Genomic DNA, 24,608 nt, shown 5'->3' with positions numbered 1-24,608 from the left:
GGAAGCTAGCTAAACGATCCGTCCGATGATGGATTGGACGTAGGGCCCCATCAGGTCCCAGCTTGGCTAGCTATTTCGCTGTAGCTCGCTATGTAGCAATTTTTATGCAAGCTGTGTATTTACTCGCAGCTTCGTCAGGGATCTCGCCGACGCTGAATGCGCACTTGAAACAAGCGATCACCCGTTAGTCCAGATGACCTCACCCGGCCCACCCGATCCTGGGAATTGCAAGCCCAGGCCGCTGATGGAATCGATGACCGCACAAATCAGGCCGGTCAAGTCGACACGAACCTGTTGTAGGTAGGAGGCATCAATAGCGGTGGCAAAGACTCTCTGCTTTTTATCGACAAACAGCGGAAACGACTTACCTTCGCCATCCGGTGCCTGCCAGGATCCGTGGCAAAGCACGTTGCGTAATTGGGCAGCACATTGGAGGTCCCCGATCAACTGTTCGAGATTATAGACTGGCGACTCATGGTGCTTTCGCAATGCGTTGTCGTACGCATTGATGAGCCCGCCAAGAGAATCGGACAAGGCCCTCTCAAGCTGCCCCAACCATTTGCCGTATGCCTCCTCCAGCTCATCCTGAGCATACTTGCGTGTGGCGGTAAGAGCGAAGATGGCGCGGCCCAATACTTGCTCCAAGAATCCGTAGGTAGCAACGGTACGACCCAATTGCTCCCAAAATTCGTTCGAGTGTCGGTGCGTAGGGTAGCCGGCCGGCAATTTTTGTTGGTCGATTCGGTAATGCTTTCGGATCATTTCCTTTTCCTGCTCTGTGAGCCGATGTAGCTCTAGCCTTTTCCAGCTCGGACTGCTTCGCAGTCATACCTTGCCACACCCCGATTGTGTAGGGGTATGTGGGGGATTTGGGGGGAAAGGCCCGTGGTTGCTGGCTTTAATGCGTGCATACAGACGGTTGCAAAACTGCATAATTAGCATTGAAGGGCATAGATTGGCGTGCGGTTTGCCCCATTTTTGCCCCAACGTCCGACGCTCGTAGCTCCACAGGAACGATCCGCTCGATAATGGATTGGACGTAGGCCGCCCTAAAACTCTCGCAGGCTCTGCATTCAGGCCCCTGTGCCCCGGCTCCCGTAGCAATTTCTAAGTAATCATCTCTTGATCAGCCCGCCGCTACGCCCAGAGTTTGCGGTCGTATCAGGCATGCGAAGCGATGGGCAATATTAATTTGTGCGACCGATTGCTTTCGGCCAGAAGTGGTCGGTCGACTGACAAATTTGGATCGAAAGCGGATTGTGGCGAACGGTAGTCCCCACTTTTATCAGGCCTCAGATATTTGAATTAAGCATCGGTATTCTCGCCGCGAGGAGTTATACATACTTACGCATACAGGTAATGCCAAACAGAATTACACCATGCATATTAAAGTGTTAGCGCAGAACCCTTGGGAATAGCCTATTTCACGGCACGAAATTTCGCAGCCAAAAGCTTGGTTGCACTGAGACCGTAATCCGTTGATTACTGGATACTCACTGGGGTAAGCTGCTCAAACAGAAAGAGTTTTGGGCCTAGAATACAATCAGTTTTAGCCTGCCCTTTAAAGTCTAGCAAAACCAGAAACTTAAGACTGACCCACCTACCCCTTAAGACAAAAAATGAAAAGTGACGACAAACATTACTCACACCAGCTAGATAATTTGATTTCTCTATATGCCGAGGCTTGTGAGTGGCTTGGTGAACTTGGAATAGCCTACTCCAAAAACAGATATGGCGTATACAAGCAGCATTTCGAGAAATTTACAGAAATCGCAAACAACCACAACAACCTGGAAAATGAAGACCTGCTGAGTTTCAAGAAAAAATTTGACAACGCTTATCTTGAAGTAAATCAGCTCATCAGAATATACGACCGCTTAAAAGAAATTGACTCTGGAGAGTTCACAGAGCAAATCCGGAAGGTGGCTTCAGGTCAAGAATTCAGGGCCAATAGCGAAAATGACCAAGCCAGAGATTTTCTTTTCGAGCTTTCAATTGCAAGTAGATTCATGAAAGCAGGCTTTAGCACCTCGCTAACTGGCATATGCGATGTAGTGGTAGACTTAGTTGGCGATGGAAAACTATTCGTTGAGTGCAAGAGAATTAAATCCCAAGCAAAAATAGGCACAAATATAAAAAAGGCGAGCAAGCAGATATATTCTAGAGTGAAAACTGATGCCTCCTCTAAAGTATACGGACTTATAGCCATAAACGTATCCGACCTTCTGCCTAGTTCGTCAACACTCAGACCTAACTCGATGAAAGAAGGGACAGCCATACATCGGGCAATATCAAATAATTTCATAAGAACAAATCTTGAGCAGATTACATCTGAAAGACAAGGCAAATCTCTAGGGGTTATGTGCGTAAGCGAAGTGATGACCCACCTACTAGTGGACGCCAACACCCCCGGCTTATTTTACTCACGACACACGGAATTCATCCCTTACTGCAAAAGTAGAATTCTTGAAGAACTCGCTCCAAGAATCAGCAACCAAGACATAATATAGCAACTCTTGGAACAATTTCCACTTTGAAAGTTGCGCACAGGGAACGACCGACACCAAACCTCTTTACGCAACTTTCAATTTATATAAACCAGAAATTTAAATCCATTCACACCATGCAATAACAGGAGTTACTGATGACTGTCATCGCCTCATACAATCATTTCGGTTGTGGCATCGTAATCGGAGATATTCTTATCAACGGTCCTGTTAATGAGGAAAAACCTCCAAGAACCAGTCTCCCTACCCTAGGCAACATGGAAGACTTTTTTGGAGGCGCTTGGGGGATTCACAAATCGTCACAGAAAGTTTGTATTGTATCGGATTATTGCGCATTGGCCTGGGCAGGAAGCCAGTTGCATGCTCGTGTATTCATTATGCGAATCAGCAAGCTATCAAAAAGAATAAAAATAACAAAAAGAATAATTGAACGTATCTTCGTCAAGTGCGACTCAGATGAAATTTCGATCGTAGGAGCTATATACGAAAACGAAAAGATGCAGACCTTTGGTTTCGATTGCCACAAGCTTGAATGCCCCACTCTGGGCGAAGTTCATTACGCAGGCTCAGGCGCCTCTGTCATTGAAGAGTATATTGGCATTGTAAAGGAAATGGCGTTAAAAGAACCAAAAATAGATGACATATGCGCGCGCGGCGCTTCACTAGCCCTAACTCAAGTTGCACACTTGTTGAATGCCGAATTTAGGAAAGGCAGCGGTGCGGAAAGTATATTTGAGTTTTTTGGCGGCGGATATGAGATCGCAGCTTTTTACGATGGAAAGTTCCAAAAAATAACGTCAAATTTTGTCTTCCACAATGTCAACATACTGAATGGGTTCTTAAAAATTGGCAATCCAAGACTAATAATAAGCCAGACTTACTCCAAAGACGAACTTCGCTTTCAAGCAGTATCACCACAGGGTGACTACGATGATAAGATTGCTCGCCATGAGATGATAGAAATTCCACCGCTCCTTAATCGCGCTACCGAACCACATAACCCATCACGCAATTCTAGACTGAACTGGGCCTGCTTTGTATTTGTCGACAATTTCAAATTCCTGGGCAACCAACTTATATCATTAATTATAAAATCCGACACCCCTCCCATTGAATTTAGCGTGATCGACGACAACTTCGATTTTTGGTATTCCGAGAAAGCGGGAAAACAAATTGGTGATTTTTTAACAGATGTGTATATAAACAATTAAAAGTACTAGCCCGCAAAAGGTTATCGTTTGAATCACCCTGACTTTCCTGGATACCGCTGAGCGTCTGCTATGGGTCGATAACAACCGTTCATGACTGACCGCTTCTGGCCGATTGCTGACCGTAACGAAGGGCCGCAAGCGGCTATCAACGACATTACCGTTTCTTGCCTTACGCCCACTGCCCGCTGCCAACCTCGTCGGAGTAAAGTCAATTTTTTAGCTTGCTGAAACGTTTCATCAAGTTTATAAAAATGGCACAACTCCAAGAAAGGCTGTCGCCATGACCCCGCTCAAACTCTTCGTTGCCCTCAGCGCACTGTCCGCTGCCTCCCACGCCATGGCCTGGGATTACGTTCTGCTCGACACCGACAAAGCCGCCCAGAGCTGGCAGATCACCAGCCAGCAACTCGGGATAAAAACCGACAAGCCCTTCAGCGTTGCCCTGCGCACCTTGCACGGCGGTCGCCAGGAGGGCGTCAGCATCGTCGACATTGATAACGGCACGATGAAGCTCTCGGTAGTGCCGACTCGCGGCATGAACGTCTTGCAGGCCTCGGTCGGCAGTGTGCGCATGGGCTGGGATTCTCCGGTCAAGGAAGTGGTCAATCCGTCCTTCATTGAACTCAATGGCCGCGGTGGTCTGGGCTGGTTGGAAGGCTTTAATGAACTGGTCGCCCGCTGCGGCTACGAATGGGTCGGCCACCCCGGCGTCGACAACGGCGAACTGCTGACCCTGCACGGTCGCGCCGCCAACATTCCTGCGAACAAAGTCACCCTGCATATCGATGAAAAACCACCGTACGCCATCACCCTGCGCGGCGAATTGAAAGAGCAGGCGTTCAAGAAGGTCGACTTCTCGGTCGCGACCGAACTGGTCACCGAACCCGGCAGCGTCGTGTTCGCGCTCAACGATACCCTGACCAACAACGGCGACTATCCGAAGGAATACCAGGCGCTGTATCACAGCAACTTCAGCACCCCGTTCCTGGAGCAGGGCGCTCGTTTCGTCGCGCCGGTGAAACAGGTGTCGCCGTTCAACGACAAGGCCAAGGGCGATCTGCCCGACTGGCAAACCTACCGCGCACCGACCAAGGACTACGACGAAACGGTTTACAACGTGGTGCCGTATGCCGATGCCAAGGGCGATACGTTGACCGTGTTGCATAACAAGGCCGGCAGCCTGGGCGTTTCGGTCGGCTTCAATACCCAGACACTGCCGGTGTTTTCCCTGTGGAAAAACACCGATACCCAAGGCCAGGGCTATGTCACGGGGCTGGAGCCGGGGACAAGTTTTTCCTACAACCGCCGTTACCAGCGGCCACTGAACCTGGTTCCGACAATTGGGCCCAAGGAACACAAGCAGTTCCGCATCAGCTACAGCTTGTTAGCGGATAAGGCCGCGGTGGATAAGGCCTTGAAGCAGGTGAGCGAGATTCAGGATGGGCGGGAGACTGAAGTGCGGCAGACGCCGTTGGTTGATCTGACCAAGGAGTGACACCGGCTGGAGCATTGTCGGCCGATATTGCAGCTCCTCGGCCAAGTGTCGCGTCTGATTCCGTTGGCTTGTTCAAGGTCCGCCCGCGAGCGCGCGACCTTGGGCCTGCGACTGGCAGCAATAGATCAATGCCCTGCGGATGTCACCGGACAGCGCTCACTGATGCTCTGGATATGTACAGTCTAACTGTATATATTCGGGATTCTACGCATTCAAGCATCAGGTGGCGTTATGTCAGCAGTGAACAAAGCTATCGTCCGTCGTTTCAATCAGAAGGTTATTGAGAACTGCGACCGCCACGAATTTGAAGTGCTCGTGGCGCAAGATTTCATAAACCATTCAGCGGCGGCGGGGCAAGACGGCGGTCGGGAAGGTCTATGGCATACCTTTCACAATGTTCTGCATCCGGGCTTGTCCGACCTCCAGGTCGAGGTGCTGGATCAGGTTGCTGAAGACGACAAGGTGACGACCCGAAAGCGCATTACCGGCCGCCACTCCGGGGTGATTGCCGGTATACAGGCAACGGGACGTGCAGTGTCCATTGATATCATCGACATCGTTCGCATCCGCAACGGCCAATATGTCGAGCACTGGGGCGTCAATTCGTTGCCGAGTGTGCTGGCGGCTTTGCGCTCAGGTTGATTGACCGTTTGGGGCGGCGGCAATCAATTGCTCCAGGATTCTGACCGCAGCTTCGAGTGTTTGCAGCTGTGACGCGGTGGTTTTTTCCTTAAGCTGGCGTGCCAGCCAGTCACTGCGCTGAAGACGACTGTGTTCAAGCGCAGCTCGACCAGCGTGCGTCAGCTCAAAGAGCTGCTTTCGTGCATCGCTCGGATCAGGACCTCGTGTAACCCGCTGCTGCTGCTCCAACTGGGCGATAACCAGCCGCATGCTTTGATGCTTGACGTGACGATGTGCAGCAAGCGCGCTTATGCTCGCGGGGCCATGACGGTCAAGCAAACCTAGCGTTTCAGATTGTGCCGAGGACGGTGTGTCCGACCCACTGCGCACTTCCCGGACAAGATTGCCGACTACTCTTCGCAGATCTTCGGCTAACTGTTCAACGGTCTCTTCAAAAGAAGCAGAGTGATGATTGGGAGATTCTGAAGGGGAGGTCAATGGGCTTTCTCAGATGTGGTTGAGCAGACGAGCATACATGAGTTCAGAATGACCGCTTCTGATCAGGAGCTGTCCATCGTCAACGACTGCTTTTGGGCCGGTTTCAGCCAGTCACAATGGGCCGTAACCGACCGAGGCGTAAGCACCGATTGTTGGGGGCTGCCGACATTACCGAGTGAATTGACGTTGCCGAAGACCTCCCGCAGTCGCTCCTGCACTAGCCTTCCAGCGTTCGCAGTTTTTCCTCGAAGTAGCGAATTTGCGCAGCATCATCGGGGTCGACCTGCCTGAGTAGCTGAAGCGCTTTTGTATACGCATCGCGCGCCTTGGCGGTGTCGCCTTGAGCCTCATAAACTCTTGCAAGGTTGAAGTAGCGCAAAATCACCTTGGGGTGGTTCTCTCCGAACGTTGCGCGGTCACTGTTCAGGGCCTTAGTCAAAAAGGCTTCAGCTTTGTCGTACTGGCCCAGGCCGCGATAGGCGTCGCCGAGGTTGTTCCAGCGGATGGCGACCGTTGGATGGTTGGGGCCACGCAGGGCCATGTCGATATCCAGTGCTTGTTGAAAAAGCGGCAACGCGGCCTTGTGGTTGCCCTGGACGTTATAGGCGTTTCCCAGATTGTTCAGGGCGGTGGCTACCGAAGCGTCGTGTTCTCCCAGCCGCTTTCTTAACGCGATATTTTTGCGCAGGTTTTCGAAACCCTCTTCATACCTGCCCAATTTGCTCTGCGCGGTACCGATGTTGTTGTAGCTGTCGGCAATCTGCAGGTCATCTGCGGCGAGTACCGCGAGGCGCATTTTCAAGGCTTTTTCATAGTAGCCAAGAGCAATTTCGAGATTGCGTTGTCGTTCGTGAAAATAGCCGAGGTTGTTCCAGTAGGTCGCCTGTTGCGCGATGGATGCCTGCCCGTTTTGTTTGGCCGCCTCTATTGCCTGGGTGACCAGGTGGATCGCGGTGCGGTCATCGCCCAGCACGTAGACTGCCAGCGCCTTGATATTCAATACCTCGGAGTTGTCGGGGTCGGTTTCAAGCACGCGGTCCGCTTCCTCAATGGTCGCCTGGTATTGTTCCGCCTCGAAAAGGCTTACTACTTTGTCGCTCGCCACTACTGAGGCAGCTTCAGCACAAAACATGATGAAGAGCAGTGGTAACGCTAATAGCGCTTTGAGCCCACGAATGTGCATGGAAGTCCTTTTGTTTGAAACGGAGAACGGGCACAACCAACCCATCACTGACAAAAAATGATGCTGGCCGTGCCCGGCCGTAAAAGTCACAAGTCCAGGGCCAACGCTGCAAGCTTTGCCACGCCAATGGGGGTATCCAGCTCCATGTTGTCCTCGAGCATCCAGGCTGCTGACAATCCGGCCCAGGCAAGCACCCATTGCAATAATCGGTGGCGATCAATGTTGGAGGCTTGTGTCACGATACCGATCCGGCGCGCGAAACAACTTGGCGCCAAAGCGCTTTTGCAATCGGGATTGCAGAAAATATTCGCGTAATCGAAGCCGCGCTCACCGTAGAGTCCCTTAGGGTCGATAGCGAGCCACCCCTTAGCTCCGAAGTCCAACACATTGCCGTGGTGGATATCACCATGCAATACCCTGATGTCACGCGGGGCATCCAGAAGTTCGCGAGCGGTTTTGGCGCATTGTTCAAAGATCCCTCGGTGGGTTGCCGCCGCGCTCCATAAGGCTTCGAACCGTAGCTCCAGTGGGACTAACGCAGGAAGCGGTTTTGCAAGGGGTGTGTGAAGGCGGCCAGCCACAGCACAGAGTATGCGAGTAGCCTCGTCGTCCTCGCCGCAGTTCACCATTTGCGTAAGTGAGATCGGGCTGATCGCGCGCTCCATCAGTAAGGCCTCGCCATCATGTGCCAGCACGGGCGCCGCCCCTTCACCGTCCCACCAAGCCATGAGTAAATTGCCTGCTTGCTCCTCCGGCTCTTGCGAGATTTTGAGCATGGCTGGCATGCCATGGTGACGAACAGGTAGTAGGTTGCCATTCAATGAGCCGAAAGCGTCACCGTCGATCGTCAACGCCCATCGTTTCAAGTATTGATCAAACATCAGCGCTTAATTCTCGCTCTTACTGGAACAATCATTATGAATGACGGGGGCGTAAGTCTAAATGTCTGCTCTTGGCCGATTCTGCCCAATTACGCTCCCCATCCACATCACTCGAACTGAGCCCTTACGTACTTTCGATTATTGCGTAACCGTGAACCGAAACGCCTGTTCTTGCAGCCCCGCCTTGATCAAAGCAGCCAATTGTCGGGCAGCCGCAGTGGGCTCGCTGCCACCGCTGTGCAGCACATAACCAAGGCTTGGCACGACGGGTAAGCCAGAAACCACACTGAGATGGCTCGGCAGCCCAATGCGGGTACGCAGCGTCACGCCCAACCCGGCGGCGACGGCTGCCCAGATACCCGCCACGCTGGGGCTGGTGAGGGCGATGTGCCAGGGTATTTGCGCGGCGTCCAGCGCCTGGGTGGCGGCGCTGCGGAGTACGCAAGGCGCGTCGAACATTATCAAGGGCAGTGGTGAGTCGTCAGCGGCGGTCAGCAATGGCGTATCGCGCGGCCCGATCCAGTGCATCGGTGTTTCGCCCAGGCGCGTGGCATAGGGCGACATAGGCCCGGTGTCCCAGGTCAGGGCCAGGTCCAGGGCTGCACTTTCGATCAGCGTCAGCAGTTCGGCATTACGGGCGATCCTGACTTCGAGGCTCACCCTCGGGTAAGTCTGTACAAAGCGTCGCAGGATATCGCTCAGGAAATGTTCGCCAAAGTCCTCTTGAAGCCCCAGGCGCAGGGTTCCGGCGGTCTGGCTTTGATGCACGCTGTGGAAAATGCTGTCGTTCAACTCCAGTAACCGGCGGGCATGGCTCAGCAGTGATTCGCCTGTGGGGGTCAAGACCAGCCCGCGCCCGGACTTAGCCAGTACCGGCGTGCCTATCTGCTCCTCAAGTTTCTTTAACTGAGCACTCACGGCAGACGTCGACCGACCGAGACGATCCGCAGCTTTGGCAAAGCTGTTGAACTCCACACCCGTGACGAAGGTGCGCAATACATCAAGATCGAAGGTGGGGCGGCGCATTCAATAGTCCACTAATTCCGGATGATCGGTGCCATTAAATCTGATATTCGGAAGGGTTGCGACTTGATAATTTCATCCTTCAGATCGGGACATTGAAGGGAAAAACATCATGAATACAGCTATGGCCACTGGGGGAGAGCCACAGGGCAACTATCCGCAGAAGTTTGCCGAGTTGACCGACGACGTATTGTTCGGCGACATGTGGACGCGTACGCAACTCAAGCCCCGTGAACGCAGTTTGGTGACGGTGGCTGCGCTGGTGGCGATGTACCGTCTTGAGCAACTGCCGTTTCATTTGCAACGAGCGCTGGATAACGGCGTGAGTGCCGACGAACTGGCCGAAGTCATCACCCATCTGGCGTTTTATTCAGGTTGGCCGACGGCTGCTTCGGCGCTGAATGTGCTGAGCGAACTACAGCTTTGCCTTTCAGCACGCCAGGAGTAAGCGCTGATGCCATTTGCACGGATTTCACTGCACCGAGGTAAGTCGGCCGAGTATTTACAGGCGTTGTCGCAGGGGTTGCACGACGCTTTGGTCGAGAGCTTCGAAGTGCCGAAGACAGATCGCTTCCAGGTCATTCACCAACATGAGGTCGGCGAGCTGATATTCGATCCCCACTATCTGGGTGGGCCGCGTAGCCATGACTTTGTGCTGATCGCGATTACTGCCGGGCGTGCTCGAAGTGTTACGACTAAACAGCATTTTTACCGTGATCTGGTCGAGAAATTGGGGCGGGCGACGGGGTTGAACGCGGAAGACGTGATGGTGGTGATCGCCACGACGGCCGGTGATGAGTGGTCGTTTGGGGGAGGGCGGGGCAACTAGGTTTTTTCATTAAAACCGGGGTCATACCACAGTTAAATATGATCCCGTTTTTACGCTACAGCGTCGGTAACCGATCCAACACACAAGTACGTTCTATTTTCGGCTCATTGGCCGTGGGCACGCGCACGCCCGTATCGACATTGAATATGTCGATGTAACAACGGCTCAGCGAGCCCCGGAGCGTCCAGTGCGTAGGCATGTACTTAGAGTGAAGTGGTCCGTTTCTGAAACGTTAAAAACACCCCTATACACGTCTTACCTCCGCTGTGGCGCCTTCTTATAGTCGTGCGCCTCAGCCACTTGGAGGTGCACGCATGCAGGGACCCTACGCATTTATCAATGAACATCCCCAGCCTTATCCATTGCTTAAACTAAGCTTGGCGCTTGATCCGTATTCACACACCAAGTTCGACACCCTCAACCAGCACATCCGCAACACGGTGGTGTTGCCGGGGCAATTGGTGATCATCGGGGATAGCCGAACCGCCGCTTGCACCGCTGAAGAGGCACAGCTGATGCGATCGGCGCAAAATATAAAGCTCGCCCTGTTGGCGTACTCCGCAACTGACCAGTTCCTGATCAAAAACTATGATCAGGTGCAGGCTATCTTGAGCTATTCGTCCCTTGGCATCGGCAGTGCCAGCAGTGCATGGAGCAAGCATTTGGCGCAAGTCGAGAAGACCCTTGTCGAAATCGAGAGTTTGCATAAGCAGTACTTGAGCAAAGGCACCACTGGGGCAAGGGAGGAGTTTTTGGTTAAGCGAAGGGCGCTGTTTGCCAAGTTGGATAGCCAAATCTCGGGCATGGCGCGCTTTGGTACGGGGTTGAGAAACGAAGGTTCGATTAAAAAGATGTTGGGGATTTCCAGTAAAAGCTATTGGCACCATGGAGACATTCGTGGGTATGAGGAAAGGGTTAAACGTTTAGCCAAGGCCTCGCAAATATTGAAGAAGGGGACTTACATTGGCATAGCGCTGGATGTTGGGGCGACGGCGCTGGAGATAACGGAGGCGTGTTCCACAGGGCGTGAGCAAGAGTGTACGCAGGCAAAGTATGTTGAAGGGGGTAAATTGGTAGCCGGAGTTACGGGCGCAGCAGTTGGCGGGAGCATTGGGGCTGGTATTGGTATCAGCGCCTGTGTAGTTGTTCTTGGCATACCTACAGCGGGTGCTGGAGCCTTGGCATGTGCAATCGTAGGCGGTGCAGCAGGTGGGTTCGCTACAGGGGCGCTCGGAAGCGGACTGGCGGAAAGCGCAGGCAAGTTTATCTACAAGACCGTGAGTAATTAAATGGCTTGGCTATATCTGGGCACGTGCTCCCTCATCCTCATGGTACTCAGCATTCCGCTCACTTTTTACGTGATGTTCAAAAAACTCGATGCCGCAGAGCACTACGTGCAACACAGCGACTATGTACTCGGGTACAGGCATATTTTCCGTAATGCTCATTTTGAGGGGCGGCACGTGCGTGTAGTCGCCATGGCTATCATCATTCTTATCCCTAAAGTGTTTCAGTGGCGGCATTTGGTACAGGTTGGGGACGTTGAAAAAATCCCACGACGTCTCAAGTTCTGGATGGTCATGCCGCTACTCGTAGCGGTTGTATCCATCATAGGAATGGCTATCAGCTGGTTCTTCATAGAAAACTAACCGCCCCGCATCCCTGAACCTGGGCACCTAATGCCAGGCTCTCTATACTGGCCGTCCCAGGACGCTAGCTGGAGCGCAGACTATGCCCGTCACACCCAATCAAAATTCCCCAATCAGGTTGGTCCAGGCTCAAGAAAGTGATTTGGATGATCTGGTCGCCATTCGAATCGAGGCCATGCGTGAAAGCCTGGAGCGTGTTGGGCGATTTGATCCAGTGCGCGCGCGCGAGCGGTTTCTTGGGGGTTTTGAAGCTCGCAACACACGCTACATCGAGGCATCTGGCGAGCGGGTTGGTTTCGTAGTGGTCAAGCATCACCACAATGAGCTCTTGCTTGACCATTTGTATGTGCGGCCGGGCGCGCAAGGATCCGGCGTAGGGTCTGCGGTGCTTACTCAGATTTTCAAAGAGGCGGATGCGGCTGCGCTCCCCATTAAAGTGGGGGCTCTCAAAGAAAGCGCGTCGAATCGCTTTTATATCCGCCATGGTTTCCAATTCATCGAAAGCAGTGAATTCGACAATTATTACGTTCGCCGGAGTGTTCCGGCGATTGGCCCAGCTGGCTAGCTGGACGCCTGATTGACGGCTAACACTCCTCTCGCCCTCGACCGCCAAGCAAACCCCACCACCATCAACAACCCCAACCCCGCCATCCCCGCACCCGCCAACGAAATCGCCGGATACCCCCACCCGGCATTAATCACCACACCCCCCAACGCTGCCCCAATCGCATTGCCAAAATTAAACGCCCCGATATTCACCGCCGACGCCAGGTTAGGCGCGTCCTTGGCCGCCTCCATCACCCGCATCTGCAACGGCGGCACCAGGGCAAAGCTCGCGACACCCCATATCAAGATGGCCACAGCCGCGGGCAACGGCCAGCGCATCAGCACGGTAAACGCCAGCAACACCACAATCAGCACGCTCAGCGACACGATCAGGGTGCGATCTATCGAGCGATCCGCAGCCTTGCCGCCCCACAGGTTGCCGAGTGTCAGGCCCACGCCGAACAGCACGAGCATGGCGGTTATGTAAGTGGTAGAGGCGTGGGTTTCGCTGCTGAGGATGGGCGCGATGTAGGTGAAGACGGTGAACATGGCGCCCGAGCCGATGACGGTGAGGGCCAGTGCGCCCAGCACCGGGCCACGGCCCAGTACGCGGATTTCGGCCATCACGCTGACGTGTGGCGGCGCCTTGAGGTTGGGCAAGGCGAACCACAGCGCGGCCATGGCTACAACGCCGAGGCCGGTAATGCCCCAGAACGCGGTGCGCCAGCCGAACAGTTCACCGAACCAGGCGGCCAGCGGCACGCCGCCGATGGTCGCGAGGGTGAGGCCCATAAACATGGCGGCCACCGCGCCGGCGCGTTTCTCCGGGGCGACCACGCTGGCGGCGACCACGGAGCCCACGCCAAAGAACGCGCCGTGGTTCAGTGAGGTCACGACTCTGGCGATCATCAGGCTGTAATAGTCGGTGGCCAGGGCGGACATCAGGTTGCCCAGGGTGAAAATCGCCATCAGTCCGATCAGCAGGTAGCGCCGGGGGATCTTGCCGGTGGTCAGGGTCATCAGTGGCGCGCCGAGCAGTACGCCCATGGCGTAAGCACTGACCAGCAGGCCGGCGGCGGGAATTGAGACGCCGAGGTCGGCAGCGATGCCCGGCAACATGCCCATGGGGGCGAATTCGGTGACGCCGATGCCAAAGGCACCCATGGCGAGTGCAACGAGGGGTGGATTGATACGCATGGAAGGCTCCTTATCTATGCCGCCAATGCTACGATCCAGCCTTTGAAGGCGGTAGATGGCGTTTTTGCCAATCACCTTTGCGTAAGGGGCACAAATGGACTTCAACGGCAGGTCGGGTGAGATGTTGGTATTCGCCAGCGTGGCGCAGGAGGGCAGCCTGTCGGCGGCCGCGCGGGCGTTGGGGCTTACGCCGTCGGCGGTCAGCCGGATCATCGCGCGCGCCGAGCAACGCCTTGGCACGCGGCTGCTGTTGCGCACCACCCGCGCGATCACCTTTACCGCCGAGGGCGAGGCGTTCCTGCGCGGTGCCCGGCGTATCCTGGCCGACATGGACGAGGTGGAAGAGGCGATTGCCGACCAAGGCGTGCCAAGGGGCCGGTTGCGGGTCAGTGCCGCCCTGGGCCACGGGCGTATGACGATCGTGCCCTTGGTGGCCGCCTTCAGTGCGCGCTACCCGAACATCGTGGTCGACCTGACCCTGGGCGACGAAGTGGTCGATATCCTCGGCGGCCAGGCCGATGTGGCGATACGTTTTGGCCTTCTGCCCGACAGCCCGCTGACCGCGCGCAGGCTCGGCGAAACCGGCCAGGTGGTGGTGGCCTCGCCCGAGTACCTGCAGCGCCACGGCACCCCGCAGCAACCCGAAGACCTACTGCGACACAATTGCCTGCGCTTCAACTTTCGGCGTGCCGAACCCAACTGGCCGTTTATGCGCGACGGCCAGGGGTTTTCCCTCAAGGTCAGCGGCAACATCGAATGCAGCAGTGGTGAAGCGCTGGCACAGCTTGCGCGTGTGGGCGCCGGTATTGCGCGTATCGGCGAGTTCACCGTCAGCGAAGACCTGCGGCGTGGCGAGCTGATACCGCTGCTGCAAGCCTGGAACCCCGGCGACGTTGAGCCGATTCACGCGGTGTTCGTCGGCGGCGCGGCGATGCCCGCGCGGGTGCGCTTGTTTGTGGACTTTTTGCTCGAGCATCATCAGCTGTAAGCGTCGGCTCGGGGGCGCCATGAGGCGCGGCAATATGAACCGTTCTCGTGCGCATAATCTGTTGCTGCGCCGGTTTATAACTGCTTGTATCCTTGCCCGCGAATAAGGGCGAATGGCTGCCGCCAGTGCCCAGGTCCACTGTCCGCTGTTACGGAAAACCGTAGGTTCCAAAGGTAGCAATGTGAAGCGTGATACCCACCTGGTTGTGCTTTTGCTGGCCGTTATCGGTTGCTCCCTGGGGTCATTGACGGTCTGGAAGGTGTTTGCCTCTCGAGATCGCGCCCTGCAGGAGGTGGACGTCCATGGCCTGAACCTTACCCAGGCGCTGTCGACTTATTCCGAAGGCATCGTGCGCCAAAGTGCGCTGCTGTTGCTCGGGCTGGTCGAGCGTCTGGAAACCGAAGGCAGCGGCCCGGTGCAGATTCAGCGGCTAAGTACATTGATCAACCGCCAGCAGCCGCTGATGCCACAGCTCAGTGGTGTCACGATCTACGATAAACAGGGGCACTGGTTGATGTCCTCCAACCGGCCGATTCCTGCGGGCGCCAACAGCACAGACCGTGCCTATTTCATTCATCACCGTGACGATCCTTCCCACGAGATCTTTATCGGCCCGCCGATTATCAGCCGGTCGAATCAGGAATGGGTGATGACCATCAGCCGGCGTTTCAATGATTCGCAGGGTGATTTTGCCGGTGTTGTGGCGGTGACCTTAGGCATCGAAAATTTCCTGCGCTTGTTTGGCAAGATCGATGTCGGGCAGGACGGCGCGATTGGCTTGTCCCATACAGACGGTACGTTGCTGGCTCGCTATCCGTTTCGCGAGCAGGACATGGGGCGCAACTTTTCCAAGTCGCCCATCTATGTGAAGTACCTGGTTGATCAGTCAGTCGGCACCGCCTCATTTACCTCCAGCCTGGACGGCGTGGAGAGGCTCTACGCCTTTCGCCAGAGCGACCGGCTGCCGCTGATCACCACGGTGGCAATCGGCAAGCACGAAGCCCTCGCCGCGTGGCGCACCGAGGCGCTCTTGTCAGCGGTGGTAGTGGCGGGGCTGCTGGGGCTTACCGGTCTTATCGGCTGGTTTTTGATCCTGGATATCCGTCGGCGCACCGAGGCTGAAGATCAGTTGCGTGAAACCCAGCGGCAGTTGCTCACCTCCAACGGGCAGCTTGAGTTGCTGGCGATGAAGGATGCGCTGACGGGTTTGGCAAACCGGCGCTGCTTTGATGAGAGCCTCGCCAGGGAGGCGCTGCGCGCCAAGCGTGAGGGCACGACGCTGGCATTGCTGATGATCGATATCGACTATTTCAAGCGCTTTAACGACGCTTACGGGCATGTGGCAGGGGACGCATGCCTGCAGACGGTGGGCAGAATCTTCGAGGCGTGCGTAAGGCGGCCGTTAGACCTGGTGGCGCGGTATGGCGGCGAGGAGATGGGCATCATCATGCCGGACACCGACGCTGACGGCGCCGCCGTGGTGGCCCAGCTTATTCTCGACCTGTTGAAGCAAGAGAACATCGTGCACAGCACCAGCCCGTTCGGGCGGCTGACGGCAAGCATCGGCATTGCGACGGCCACCGGGGTTCAGTTGGAGGACTTGCAAGGGTTGGTGGAGGTGGCGGATCAGGCGTTGTACAGCGCCAAGGCGGCGGGTCGTAACCAGTGTGTGACGGGGGCTGGTGACTGGGGTTCACCATTGAACCCCAGTTGAACGGGGCCAGCCCGCTTCAGTCGGTTTGCTTAAACCCCGCTCACCAATTTCCCGCCGTCCATCCGGCGCTTATAAGCACTGTCTCGACTGGCCAACCAGAAGTACAGCGGTGACGTCACCACCAGGCCCACCACCCAGGACAAATCCGCGCCATTGATGTGCTCGGAAATCGGCCCTACATACAGCGGCGTGTTCATAAACGGAATCTGCACTGCAATCCCGATCGCATAGGCCAGCAGCGCCTGTGGATTGTACTTGCCATAAATCCCGCCATCCACGCGAAAGATCGAGGCAATGTCGTACTTGCCTTTGTGAATCGCGTAGAAGTCGATCAGGTTGATCGCCGTCCACGGCACCAGCACCACCAGCAGCACCAGCACCATGTCGACGAAGTGGCCGATGAAGTCTTTGGAGGCGAACACGGCAGCAATGGCGCACGCGGCCAGCACCAGGGTGGAGATCACTGCGCGGCTTTTGGCGGTGGGGATCCAGCGGTAGGCGAAGGTCTGGATCAGGGTAATGATCGACAACACCGCGCCATACAAATTGAGGGCGTTGTGGCTGATCACGCTGAGCAAGAACAGCACCAGCATCAACGGGCCGATGGCGCCGGTGGCGAGTTTTACTGCGTCCATGGTGTCCATGCCCACCGGAGTGGCAAGCACGGCGACGGCGCCGAAGATAAAGGCCAGGCTGGAGCCGAGGGCGGAGCCCAGGTAGGTGGTCCAGAAGGTCGATGCCACCGGTACGTCGGCCGGCAGGTAGCGCGAGTAGTCGGACACGTAGGGCGCAAAAGCAATCTGCCACAACGCCGCCAGGGATACGGTGGCCAGCCAGCCGGAGATGTTGAAGCTGCCACGGGTCAGGAAGTCGGTGGTCTGCACATGGGTGAAGATGTAGCCAAAACCCAGCACGATGCCGGCGCCGAGCACCCAGGTGCCGATGCGGTTGAGCACGTGGATAAAGCGGTAACCGATGATGCCGATGATGCCGGAACCAATGGCGCCGATCACGATGCCGACGGGCACGGGCACGCTGTCGACCACGCCGTGCAGGGATTTACCCGCCAGCACGATGTTGGAGGCGAAAAAGCCGATGTACATGACGCCGGCGATCACCACCACCAGCAGGGCACCCAAGGAGCCGAACTGCGCGCGGCTCTGGATCATTTGCGGGATGCCCATTTGCGGGCCTTGGGCCGAGTGCAGCGCCATCAGCACGCCGCCGACCAGGTGGCCAACCAGGATGGCGACGATGCCCCACACCAGGTTCAAGTGGAACAATTGCACGCCCAGCGCGCCGGTCACGATCGGCAACGGCGCGATGTTGCCGCCGAACCACAGGGTGAACAGGTCTCTTACCTTTCCATGGCGGTCTTCGGGGGGCACGTATCCGATCGTGTGTTTTTCGATAAGCGGAGCGGAGGATGTTGCAGTGGTGACCATGACGAACTCCAAGGCAAGGTGAGTACGTTGACGTACTTCGCTGTGCGCAGCGTGGGCGGCGCTTTGTTGTTGGAGTGATCATCTGCAATGGGCGCAGGGAGGTAAATTAGTAAGTTTGTTGCTATAGACCTTAAAAAATATAGCTCACCGGAATTTTTGCTCCGGTATGTTGCATGGTCTTGAATCAGTGTGAAAAAGCCGATTTTTACGCACTTGTTTGGGGCGAAGTCCCACGTTTCTGGAGGTCCCGATGGCTGCCTATAACCTGCGCCAGCTCAGATATTTTGTCACCACGGCCGAGTGCGGCAGCGTTGCCGAGGCATCGCGCAAGCTGTATATCGCCCAGCCCTCGGTGTCGACCGCGATCAAGCAGCTGGAGGACAGCTTTGGTGTGCAGCTGTTTATCCGTCATCACGCCCAGGGCGTTTCACTCACCCCCAGCGGCGCGCGCTTTTATCGCAAGGCGCTGGAGTTGCTACGGGTAGCCCATGAGTTCGAGCAAAACGCCCTGGCCGACAATGATGTGGTGGCGGGGCAGATCGATATCGGCTGCTTTGAGACGGTGGCACCGTTGTATTTGCCGCGCTTGATCGCGGGGTTCAAGGCGCTGTGGCCTGGGGTGGAAATCCGCATTCGCGACGGCGAGCAGCAAGAGCTGGTGCAGGCGCTGACTGCCGGCAGTATCGATGTGGCGATGCTGTTTGAGCACGACCTGGGCGGCACCATCGAAACCACGCCATTGATGCCGCCGCAGCAGCCCTATGCGTTGTTGCCGGCCGATCACCGCTTTGCGCAGCAGGCCAAGGTGTCGCTGGCGGACCTGGTGCTGGAACCGATGATTTTGCTCGATGTGCTGCCGAGCCGGACCTACTTCGTGAGCATCTTTGAAGAACGCGGGTTAACGCCGAATATCGTGTTCAGCTCGCCGTCCATCGAGATGGTGCGCGGCATGGTAGGGCGCGGGTTTGGCTTTTCGATCTTGGTGACCAAGCCGTTTACCGAGTACACCTATGACGGGCAGAAGGTGGTGTGTGTGCCGTTGGCGGAAACGGTCACCGGTTCAGGATTATCCGCCGTCTGGTTGCGACGGGCACCGTTGACCAAGCCGGTGCAGTTGTTTGTGGATTACTGCCGCGAAGAACTCGCAAGACTCCTTGGCTGAATACCTTCTGATAAACACTGAAAATCACCTGTGGGAGCTGGCTTGCCTGCGATAGCGGTGGGCCAGCTGAGAATGGGCCATCTGATACACCGCCATCGCGGGCAAGCCCGGCTCCCACAGGTTGTGCGGTGCTTGGACTGGAACACAGGGCAAAAAATGTGGGAGCTGGCTTGCCTGCGATAGCGGTGGGCCAGCTGCAAATGTGCCACCTGATACACCGCCATCGCGGGCAAGCCCGGCTCCCACAGGTTGTGCGGTGCCTGGACTGGAACACAGGGCAAAAAATGTGGGAGCTGGCTTGCCTGCGATAGCGGTGGGCCAGCTGCAAATGTGCCACCTGATACACCGCCATCGCGGGCAAGCCCGGCTCCCACAGGTTGTGCGGTGCCTGGACTGGAACACAGGGCAAAAAATGTGGGAGCTGGCTTGCCTGCGATAGCGGTGGGCCAGCTGAGAATGGGCCATCTGATACACCGCCATCGCGGGCAAGCCCGGCTCCCACAGGTTGTGCGGTGCCTGGACTGGAACACAGGGCAAAACATGTGGGAGCTGGCTTGCCTGCGATAGCGGTGGGCCAGCTGAGAATGGGCCATCTGATACACCGCCATCGCGGGCAAGCCTGGCTCCCACAGGTTGTGCGGTGCCTGGACTGGAACACAGGGCAAAAAATTTGGGAGCTGGCTTGCCTGCGATAGCGGTGGGCCAGCCGCAAATGTGCCACCTGATACACCGCCATCGCGGGCAAGCCCGGCTCCCACAGGTTGTGCGGTGCCTGGACTGGAACACAGGGCAAAAAATGTGGGAGCTGGCTTGCCTGCGATAGCGGTGGGCCAGCTGAGAATGGGCCACCTGATACACCGCCATCGCGGGCAAGCCTGGCTCCCACAGGTTGTGCGGTGCCTGGACTGGAACACAGGGCAAAAAATTTGGGAGCTGGCTTGCCTGCGATAGCGGTGGGCCAGCTGCAAATGTGCCACCTGATACACCGCCATCGCGGGCAAGCCCGGCTCCCACAGTTGAACTGTGGTGTTTGGTGGGGAGCTGGCTCAGGCGCGGATCGAGTCGAGCATGCGCTCCAGCATGGCATAACAGCCTGCCAACTGTTCAATACTCACAAACTCATCCGGCTTATGCCCCTGGTCCATGCTCCCCGGCCCGCACACCACCGTGGGAATGCCCACGGCATCAAACAACCCACCTTCGGTGCCAAACGCCACGGTGCCGAAGTCCCGCGAGCCACTGAACGCTGCGATCAACTCCGCTGCCTGGCTGCGTTCATCGGTCACCAACCCCGGATACGCCGACAACTCAGTAAACCGAATCGCGCTCTGTTTACTCACGGCCTGCATACGCGGCAACACCTGCTGCATGGCATAGGCTTGCAGCTCCTCAGCCACTTCACCCGGGTCCATCGACGGCAGTGCGCGCACTTCAAAATCAAAGCGGCAGTCGGCAGGTACGATATTCAGCGCCTTGCCGCCCGTAATCACGCCGGTCTGCACCGTGCTGAACGGCGGGTCAAACCGCGGGTCCTGCTGCTCGCGCAGGCGCTGGCCAATGCGCCCCAGTTCGCCAATCAACTCGGCGGCATGCTCAATCGCATTCACCCCATAGGGCGCATACGCCGAATGGCACGCCTCGCCATGCACATCACAACGCATCGCCAGTTTGCCCTTGTGGCCGAGCACCGGTTTCAGCTCGGTCGGCTCACCGATAATGCACAGCATCGGTTTGACCGGCCGTTGCTCCAGCACCGTGAGCAACGAGCGCACGCCCAGGCAGCCGACTTCTTCGTCGTAAGACAGGGCGATATGCACCGGGATACGCAAGTTGGCTTTCACCAACGCTGGCACCAACGCCAGCACACAAGCGATATAACCCTTCATATCCGCCGTGCCGCGGCCAAACAGCTTGCCGTCGCGCTCGGTCAGCGCAAACGGCGGCACAGTCCACGGTTGGCCGTCCACCGGCACCACATCGGTGTGCCCCGACAGCACAATGCCCGGCAATTGCACCGGGCCAATGCTGGCGAACAGGTTGGCCTTGCTGCGTTCCTCGTTGTAGACCAGTTCGCTGGCCACGCCGTAACCCGTCAGGTAATCGCGCACAAATTCGATCAGCAGCAGGTTGGACTCGCGACTGGTGGTATCAAACCCCACCAGCGTCTGCAGCAGTTCGCGGCTGCGGCTCATCGGTCGTCTCCGGCCACGCCGTAGCCCGGTGAGCGGTCGGGGGCGAGGGCGCGGTCGATGTAGTCCTGCACTTGCGGGCGGTAGGCATCCCAGAGCTTTTGCAGTTCGGCGATGGGCTGTTCATCGGCCCAGTCCACGCGCAGGTTGATGATCGGCCAGGTCAGTTCGCCCACCACCACCAGTGCAGCGGAATGCACCGGCCCGGCTTCGCCACCGGCGTTGATGGCGGCGTGCATCGCCGCCAGCAGTCGATCGGCGAGCTGGCCTTCGCCGTGTTCGAAGGCATGCACCATCGCTTCGATTACTGCGCGGTCGGCGAGCATATTGCCCGCCGCCACACACTGTTCGCCCGACACGGCATGGTGGGTGCCGAGGGTTTCGCTGCCACTGAAATGCACACTGCGGCCCAGGTGATCAATCGCCGTCAGTTGTCGGTATTGGCTGTAGCCGTTGCTCGTCAGGGCTTTGTCGACGGCGGCCGCAGGATCGAGGCCTTGTTCCAGCAGGTCGAGCACGTCCGGGCCGAGGGCCGGTAACGTGATGTTCTGGGTCGACACTGCGCCCACGCCGGGCCGCAGCCATGGGCAGCGGGCGCCCACGGCGATGCTCGAGGAGCTGATGGCGATGCCCAGTTGGCCGGTGTCCGCGCAACGGGCGACGATTGAAAAGGTCATGGGCAGCTCCTTATTCGGGGATCACGGCGATCACGTCAATTTCCATCAGCCACTGTGGCTGGCCAAGGGCCGACACCACCAGCCCGGTGGAGATCGGGAACACGCCCTTGAGCCACTTGCCGACTTCCTGGTACACCGGCTCACGGTAGCGCGGGTCGATCAGGTAGGTGGTGGTCTTGACGATATGGCTCAGGTCGGAGCCGGCCTCTTCGAGCAGTTGCTTGACGTTTTTCATCGCTTGCTCGGCCTGGGCGCGCGGGTCGCCCAGGCCAATCAGGTTGCCATCAAAATCGGTGCCGACCTGGCCGCGCACATACACGGTGTTGCCGGCACGCACGGCCTGGCACAGGTCGTTGTCGAGGCTCTGGTTAGGGTAGGTTTCCTTGGTGTTGAACATGCGGATGCGAGTGTGAGTAGGCATCAAAAAAACTCCGAAAAAAGTGATCAGGCAAGGACCGGCGACGGGTGAGCAACCGGTGCGGTTTCGCGGTATTCAAGGTATTGGCGCTGGATGGCGATGTGGTCGGCCACGTATTTGGCGTCATGCCACACGCCCCAGATAAACGACGAACCCCGGCGCGACTGCCACGGCAAACCCAGGAAGTAGATGCCCGACTCGCTGGCCACACCGCGCTGGTGCTGCGGCTTGCCGGCGGCGTCAAACGCGTCGACTTTCAGCCAGCTGTAATCCACGGCAAACCCGGTGGCCCAGATGATCGAGGTGATACCGGCCTTGGCCAGGTCCAGTTCCAGGATCGGGTTTTTGATGCACTCGGCATCCGGGAATACGCGGCGCGCTTGGGGCTCCACGGGCAGGTCGAGGCCGTTGCGCTCGATGTAGGCGTCCGCCGCATCCAGCAAAGCCAGGTAGTTCTCGTCGCCACGGGCCAGGTTTTCAACCAGGTTGGCTTGGAAGCGCGCGACGTTGCCGTCGAAGGCTTGGGTGAGGCCGACCAGGGTCATGCCTTGCTGGGCGAGCTCACGAAAATCGATGGTCTTGCCGCCGTGGGCGCCGCTTACGGCAATGGTCACGTGCTCGCGGCCGGGTTTCATCGCGGCCTGGTCCCACTCACCCAACACGCCCAGCCACCAGCAGAAGTCGCGGTTGCGATAGGCACGCGGCGGGCGGTCGTGGGCGCCGACCGACAGGTACACCCGGCGCCCGGAACGCTGCAGCTCATCGGCAATTTGCACGCCGGATGAACCGGCGCCCACCACCAGCACGGCGCCGGCGGGCAGTTGTGCGGGGTTGCGGTAGTCGGCGGAGTGGATCTGGTGCAGCGCGCTGTCTTCAGGCGCGATGGCCGGGATCACCGGCTTCTGGAACGGCCCCGTGGCGGCGACTACACGGTTGGCTTCGATCACGCCTTCGCTGGTGTGCACGGTAAAGCCTGGGCGGCCCACGTTACGCACCACAGAGGTCACGTCCACGCCGGTGCGGATCGGTGCATTGAACTTGCGGGCATAGGCTTCGAAGTAATCGGCCACGCGCTCTTTTGGCGCAAAACCATCGGCGGCAACGTCATCAAATTCCAGGCCGGGGAAGCGGTCATGCCAGGCCGGGCCGTTGGCGACCAGCGAATCCCAGCGCCCGGTGCGCCAGCGCTCGGCGATACGGCTGCGCTCCAGCACCAGGTGCGGCACGCCTTGCTTGCTCAGGTGCTCGCTCATGGCCACACCGGCCTGGCCGGCTCCCACTACCAGTGTGTCTGTTTTTGTTATGGCTTGAGTCATGTGTCTGTCCTTGCGTAATGCAGTTGGATTCAGCTTGGGCATGGCTTCAAGGCTAGGGGGAGGGCGTTTTTTAATAAAATATTATTAAGCTTTGGAGTGAGCATAAATATCGGATGCAAGCTCACCCTATCGGGTGATTTCGAGGACTGAGCGGGTGTGTGACCATCCTTGCAGTTCTTTGAGCGAGGCTTCGACGTGGAAAACGACCGGCTTTCTTCTGCGCAATGGTTCGAACAGATGGCCCTGGTGACCGATAACATCGGGCAATCGGGGTTCGCTGCCGCCTTGTTCGATGCGCTCGGGTGTGTGCAGCCGATACAGGCCACGACGCTGTATTTTTACCCGCGTGGCGGCATGCCCAGTGCACTGTTCGAGCTGGATGGGCCGTGGTTGCCGCAAGGCAATGTGCGCCAGTACCTGTCGGGCTTTTACTTGCTCGACCCGTTTTACGACGCCTGTGTGGAAGGCGTCAGTTCAGGCTGCTATGCCTTGGCCGACGTTGCGCCTGACCACTTCGAATTGAGCGAATACTTCCAGTCGTTCTACCGCCACTCTCAGCTCGAAGACGAGCTCAATTACATCCTGCAGTCGAGCAAAGGCTCCAGCCTGGCGGTGTCCCTGGCGTTTACGCAAAAGCTCGACGCCGCCACCATCGCGCAATTCAAGCGCATAACCCCTTGGGTACTGGCCGTGCTGGGCAAACATTTTGTCGGCCTGGATGCCCACGGCGCACGCTTCGAAAACCTGCTGGAGCAACGTATTCACGCGGCATTGAACAACTTCGGCTCGTCGATCCTGACCGAGCGTGAATGCCGCATTGCCCAACTCATTTTGCGTGGGCACTCCACCCGCTCGCTGGCCGAGCGCCTTGAGGTGGCGGAAGACACCATCAAGTCCCATCGCAAACACATCTACACCAAGCTCGATATCGGCGCGCAGTCGGAACTGTTTGCCTTGTTTATCGACTCGCTCGCCGAAGCCCAGGGCGTGCTGAGCAAAGACCCGCTTGAAAGTTACATGAGCAAGCACCGCTGAGTGGCTTGCCAGCCCTTGCGTCAC

The 24,608-nt window shown here is 57.3% G+C and carries 24 protein-coding genes; 13 read left to right on the top strand and 11 right to left on the bottom strand.

Annotated features, from left to right (window positions below; all coding sequences use genetic code 11):
• Nucleotides 1-177: 177 nt before the first annotated feature.
• Entirely contained in the window at nucleotides 178-762 is a 585-nt protein-coding gene (locus AB4P96_RS19970; RefSeq protein ID WP_219268429.1) for a hypothetical protein, read from the bottom strand.
• Nucleotides 763-1,619: 857 nt separating this feature from the next.
• Here AB4P96_RS19970 and AB4P96_RS19965 point away from each other — a divergent pair.
• The 4 genes from AB4P96_RS19965 (at nucleotide 1,620) to AB4P96_RS19950 (ending at nucleotide 5,855) form a co-directional block, all read left to right on the top strand.
• Nucleotides 1,620-2,510, top strand: coding sequence for a hypothetical protein (locus AB4P96_RS19965; RefSeq protein WP_219268428.1), 891 nt, complete (start codon nucleotides 1,620-1,622; stop codon nucleotides 2,508-2,510).
• Nucleotides 2,511-2,644: 134 nt separating this feature from the next.
• Nucleotides 2,645-3,718 carry a hypothetical protein gene (locus tag AB4P96_RS19960; RefSeq protein ID WP_395599979.1) on the top strand — a complete coding sequence of 358 codons (1,074 nt, stop codon included), beginning with the start codon at nucleotides 2,645-2,647 and terminating at the stop codon, nucleotides 3,716-3,718.
• Between the two features lie 280 nt (nucleotides 3,719-3,998).
• A complete protein-coding gene (locus AB4P96_RS19955; protein ID WP_186618315.1) occupies nucleotides 3,999-5,213 on the top strand; it encodes an aldose 1-epimerase family protein in 1,215 nt (404 codons plus the stop codon).
• 231 nt (nucleotides 5,214-5,444) lie between these two features.
• Entirely contained in the window at nucleotides 5,445-5,855 is a 411-nt protein-coding gene (locus AB4P96_RS19950; protein WP_017139675.1) for an ester cyclase, read from the top strand.
• On the opposite strand, the gene AB4P96_RS19945 is transcribed toward AB4P96_RS19950, so the two are convergent.
• The 4 genes from AB4P96_RS19945 to AB4P96_RS19930 form a co-directional block, all read right to left on the bottom strand.
• Nucleotides 5,847-6,332: a MarR family winged helix-turn-helix transcriptional regulator gene (locus AB4P96_RS19945; protein WP_395599978.1), complete on the bottom strand. Its 486-nt coding sequence runs from the start codon at nucleotides 6,330-6,332 to the stop codon at nucleotides 5,847-5,849. The two genes, AB4P96_RS19950 and AB4P96_RS19945, sit on opposite strands and share 9 nt — an antisense overlap.
• A 217-nt stretch (nucleotides 6,333-6,549) precedes the next feature.
• A complete protein-coding gene (locus tag AB4P96_RS19940) occupies nucleotides 6,550-7,515 on the bottom strand; it encodes a tetratricopeptide repeat protein (protein ID WP_236462178.1) in 966 nt (321 codons plus the stop codon).
• A gap of 86 nt (nucleotides 7,516-7,601) precedes the next feature.
• Nucleotides 7,602-8,396: an aminoglycoside phosphotransferase family protein gene (locus tag AB4P96_RS19935; RefSeq protein WP_395599977.1), complete on the bottom strand. Its 795-nt coding sequence runs from the start codon at nucleotides 8,394-8,396 to the stop codon at nucleotides 7,602-7,604.
• Nucleotides 8,397-8,534: 138 nt separating this feature from the next.
• Nucleotides 8,535-9,422, bottom strand: a complete 888-nt coding sequence (locus AB4P96_RS19930; RefSeq protein WP_395599976.1) for a LysR substrate-binding domain-containing protein — start codon at nucleotides 9,420-9,422, stop codon at nucleotides 8,535-8,537.
• A 109-nt stretch (nucleotides 9,423-9,531) separates the two neighbouring features.
• On the opposite strand from AB4P96_RS19930, the gene AB4P96_RS19925 reads away from it, so the two are divergent.
• From AB4P96_RS19925 to AB4P96_RS19905, 5 genes are all read left to right on the top strand, one after another.
• A complete protein-coding gene (locus tag AB4P96_RS19925) occupies nucleotides 9,532-9,867 on the top strand; it encodes a carboxymuconolactone decarboxylase family protein (RefSeq protein WP_395599975.1) in 336 nt (111 codons plus the stop codon).
• A gap of 6 nt (nucleotides 9,868-9,873) precedes the next feature.
• A complete protein-coding gene (locus AB4P96_RS19920; protein ID WP_176991120.1) occupies nucleotides 9,874-10,248 on the top strand; it encodes a tautomerase family protein in 375 nt (124 codons plus the stop codon).
• Between the two features lie 314 nt (nucleotides 10,249-10,562).
• Nucleotides 10,563-11,537: a hypothetical protein gene (locus tag AB4P96_RS19915; protein WP_017139667.1), complete on the top strand. Its 975-nt coding sequence runs from the start codon at nucleotides 10,563-10,565 to the stop codon at nucleotides 11,535-11,537.
• Nucleotides 11,538-11,897, top strand: coding sequence for a hypothetical protein (locus AB4P96_RS19910; protein WP_017139666.1), 360 nt, complete (start codon nucleotides 11,538-11,540; stop codon nucleotides 11,895-11,897).
• Nucleotides 11,898-11,979: 82 nt separating this feature from the next.
• The gene (locus tag AB4P96_RS19905) at nucleotides 11,980-12,462 is read left to right on the top strand and encodes a GNAT family N-acetyltransferase (protein WP_017139665.1); all 483 of its coding nucleotides are present in this window, start codon (nucleotides 11,980-11,982) and stop codon (nucleotides 12,460-12,462) included.
• Here the strand turns inward: AB4P96_RS19905 and AB4P96_RS19900 are convergent.
• Nucleotides 12,459-13,640, bottom strand: coding sequence for an MFS transporter (locus tag AB4P96_RS19900; protein ID WP_017139664.1), 1,182 nt, complete (start codon nucleotides 13,638-13,640; stop codon nucleotides 12,459-12,461). The two genes, AB4P96_RS19905 and AB4P96_RS19900, sit on opposite strands and share 4 nt — an antisense overlap.
• 94 nt (nucleotides 13,641-13,734) lie before the next feature.
• Between AB4P96_RS19900 and AB4P96_RS19895 the strand changes: the two genes are divergently transcribed.
• Both AB4P96_RS19895 and AB4P96_RS19890 read left to right on the top strand, forming a co-directional pair.
• Nucleotides 13,735-14,628: a LysR family transcriptional regulator gene (locus AB4P96_RS19895; RefSeq protein WP_395599974.1), complete on the top strand. Its 894-nt coding sequence runs from the start codon at nucleotides 13,735-13,737 to the stop codon at nucleotides 14,626-14,628.
• 181 nt (nucleotides 14,629-14,809) lie between these two features.
• On the top strand, nucleotides 14,810-16,342 hold the full coding sequence (locus tag AB4P96_RS19890; protein ID WP_099548759.1) for a sensor domain-containing diguanylate cyclase: 1,533 nt from the start codon (nucleotides 14,810-14,812) through the stop codon (nucleotides 16,340-16,342).
• A gap of 29 nt (nucleotides 16,343-16,371) precedes the next feature.
• Here the strand turns inward: AB4P96_RS19890 and AB4P96_RS19885 are convergent, their stop codons facing one another.
• Nucleotides 16,372-17,787 (bottom strand): cytosine permease, encoded by a 1,416-nt coding sequence (locus AB4P96_RS19885; protein ID WP_017139661.1) that lies wholly within the window; start codon nucleotides 17,785-17,787, stop codon nucleotides 16,372-16,374.
• Nucleotides 17,788-18,037: 250 nt separating this feature from the next.
• On the opposite strand from AB4P96_RS19885, the gene AB4P96_RS19880 reads away from it, so the two are divergent.
• Nucleotides 18,038-18,949, top strand: a complete 912-nt coding sequence (locus AB4P96_RS19880) for a LysR substrate-binding domain-containing protein (RefSeq protein WP_010171799.1) — start codon at nucleotides 18,038-18,040, stop codon at nucleotides 18,947-18,949.
• 1,046 nt (nucleotides 18,950-19,995) lie between these two features.
• On the opposite strand, the gene argE is transcribed toward AB4P96_RS19880, so the two are convergent.
• From argE to AB4P96_RS19860, 4 genes are read right to left on the bottom strand one after another with little or no spacing between them, the layout of a single operon-like run.
• Nucleotides 19,996-21,141: an acetylornithine deacetylase gene (argE, locus tag AB4P96_RS19875; protein ID WP_395599973.1), complete on the bottom strand. Its 1,146-nt coding sequence runs from the start codon at nucleotides 21,139-21,141 to the stop codon at nucleotides 19,996-19,998.
• Nucleotides 21,138-21,815, bottom strand: a complete 678-nt coding sequence (locus tag AB4P96_RS19870; RefSeq protein ID WP_056859544.1) for a DUF1028 domain-containing protein — start codon at nucleotides 21,813-21,815, stop codon at nucleotides 21,138-21,140. The genes argE and AB4P96_RS19870 overlap by 4 nt, the downstream gene beginning before the upstream one ends.
• A gap of 10 nt (nucleotides 21,816-21,825) precedes the next feature.
• Nucleotides 21,826-22,236 (bottom strand): RidA family protein, encoded by a 411-nt coding sequence (locus tag AB4P96_RS19865; RefSeq protein ID WP_003207327.1) that lies wholly within the window; start codon nucleotides 22,234-22,236, stop codon nucleotides 21,826-21,828.
• A gap of 23 nt (nucleotides 22,237-22,259) precedes the next feature.
• Nucleotides 22,260-23,591, bottom strand: coding sequence for a flavin-containing monooxygenase (locus AB4P96_RS19860; RefSeq protein WP_395599972.1), 1,332 nt, complete (start codon nucleotides 23,589-23,591; stop codon nucleotides 22,260-22,262).
• A 153-nt stretch (nucleotides 23,592-23,744) separates the two neighbouring features.
• Here AB4P96_RS19860 and AB4P96_RS19855 point away from each other — a divergent pair, with 153 nt between their 5' ends.
• Nucleotides 23,745-24,584, top strand: coding sequence for a helix-turn-helix transcriptional regulator (locus AB4P96_RS19855; protein ID WP_026013485.1), 840 nt, complete (start codon nucleotides 23,745-23,747; stop codon nucleotides 24,582-24,584).
• Nucleotides 24,585-24,608: the final 24 nt, after the last annotated feature.

Source organism: Pseudomonas sp. B19125, from assembly GCF_044218855.1.
GTDB lineage: Bacteria > Pseudomonadota > Gammaproteobacteria > Pseudomonadales > Pseudomonadaceae > Aquipseudomonas > Aquipseudomonas edaphica.
This window is presented reverse-complemented; position numbering and strand designations above follow the sequence as displayed.

Bases quoted from the DNA above. Each gene is read 5' to 3' on its own strand.
- AB4P96_RS19970 (WP_219268429.1), bottom strand. From the start codon at position 762: ATGATCCGAAAGCATTACCGAATCGACCAACAAAAATTGCCGGCCGGC.
- AB4P96_RS19965 (WP_219268428.1), top strand. From the start codon at position 1,620: ATGAAAAGTGACGACAAACATTACTCACACCAGCTAGATAATTTGATT.
- AB4P96_RS19960 (WP_395599979.1), top strand. From the start codon at position 2,645: ATGACTGTCATCGCCTCATACAATCATTTCGGTTGTGGCATCGTAATC.
- AB4P96_RS19955 (WP_186618315.1), top strand. From the start codon at position 3,999: ATGACCCCGCTCAAACTCTTCGTTGCCCTCAGCGCACTGTCCGCTGCC.
- AB4P96_RS19950 (WP_017139675.1), top strand. From the start codon at position 5,445: ATGTCAGCAGTGAACAAAGCTATCGTCCGTCGTTTCAATCAGAAGGTT.
- AB4P96_RS19940 (WP_236462178.1), bottom strand. From the start codon at position 7,515: ATGCACATTCGTGGGCTCAAAGCGCTATTAGCGTTACCACTGCTCTTC.
- AB4P96_RS19935 (WP_395599977.1), bottom strand. From the start codon at position 8,396: ATGTTTGATCAATACTTGAAACGATGGGCGTTGACGATCGACGGTGAC.
- AB4P96_RS19930 (WP_395599976.1), bottom strand. From the start codon at position 9,422: ATGCGCCGCCCCACCTTCGATCTTGATGTATTGCGCACCTTCGTCACG.
- AB4P96_RS19925 (WP_395599975.1), top strand. From the start codon at position 9,532: ATGAATACAGCTATGGCCACTGGGGGAGAGCCACAGGGCAACTATCCG.
- AB4P96_RS19920 (WP_176991120.1), top strand. From the start codon at position 9,874: ATGCCATTTGCACGGATTTCACTGCACCGAGGTAAGTCGGCCGAGTAT.
- AB4P96_RS19915 (WP_017139667.1), top strand. From the start codon at position 10,563: ATGCAGGGACCCTACGCATTTATCAATGAACATCCCCAGCCTTATCCA.
- AB4P96_RS19910 (WP_017139666.1), top strand. From the start codon at position 11,538: ATGGCTTGGCTATATCTGGGCACGTGCTCCCTCATCCTCATGGTACTC.
- AB4P96_RS19905 (WP_017139665.1), top strand. From the start codon at position 11,980: ATGCCCGTCACACCCAATCAAAATTCCCCAATCAGGTTGGTCCAGGCT.
- AB4P96_RS19900 (WP_017139664.1), bottom strand. From the start codon at position 13,640: ATGCGTATCAATCCACCCCTCGTTGCACTCGCCATGGGTGCCTTTGGC.
- AB4P96_RS19895 (WP_395599974.1), top strand. From the start codon at position 13,735: ATGGACTTCAACGGCAGGTCGGGTGAGATGTTGGTATTCGCCAGCGTG.
- AB4P96_RS19885 (WP_017139661.1), bottom strand. From the start codon at position 17,787: ATGGTCACCACTGCAACATCCTCCGCTCCGCTTATCGAAAAACACACG.
- AB4P96_RS19880 (WP_010171799.1), top strand. From the start codon at position 18,038: ATGGCTGCCTATAACCTGCGCCAGCTCAGATATTTTGTCACCACGGCC.
- argE (WP_395599973.1), bottom strand. From the start codon at position 21,141: ATGAGCCGCAGCCGCGAACTGCTGCAGACGCTGGTGGGGTTTGATACC.
- AB4P96_RS19870 (WP_056859544.1), bottom strand. From the start codon at position 21,815: ATGACCTTTTCAATCGTCGCCCGTTGCGCGGACACCGGCCAACTGGGC.
- AB4P96_RS19865 (WP_003207327.1), bottom strand. From the start codon at position 22,236: ATGCCTACTCACACTCGCATCCGCATGTTCAACACCAAGGAAACCTAC.
- AB4P96_RS19860 (WP_395599972.1), bottom strand. From the start codon at position 23,591: ATGCCCAAGCTGAATCCAACTGCATTACGCAAGGACAGACACATGACT.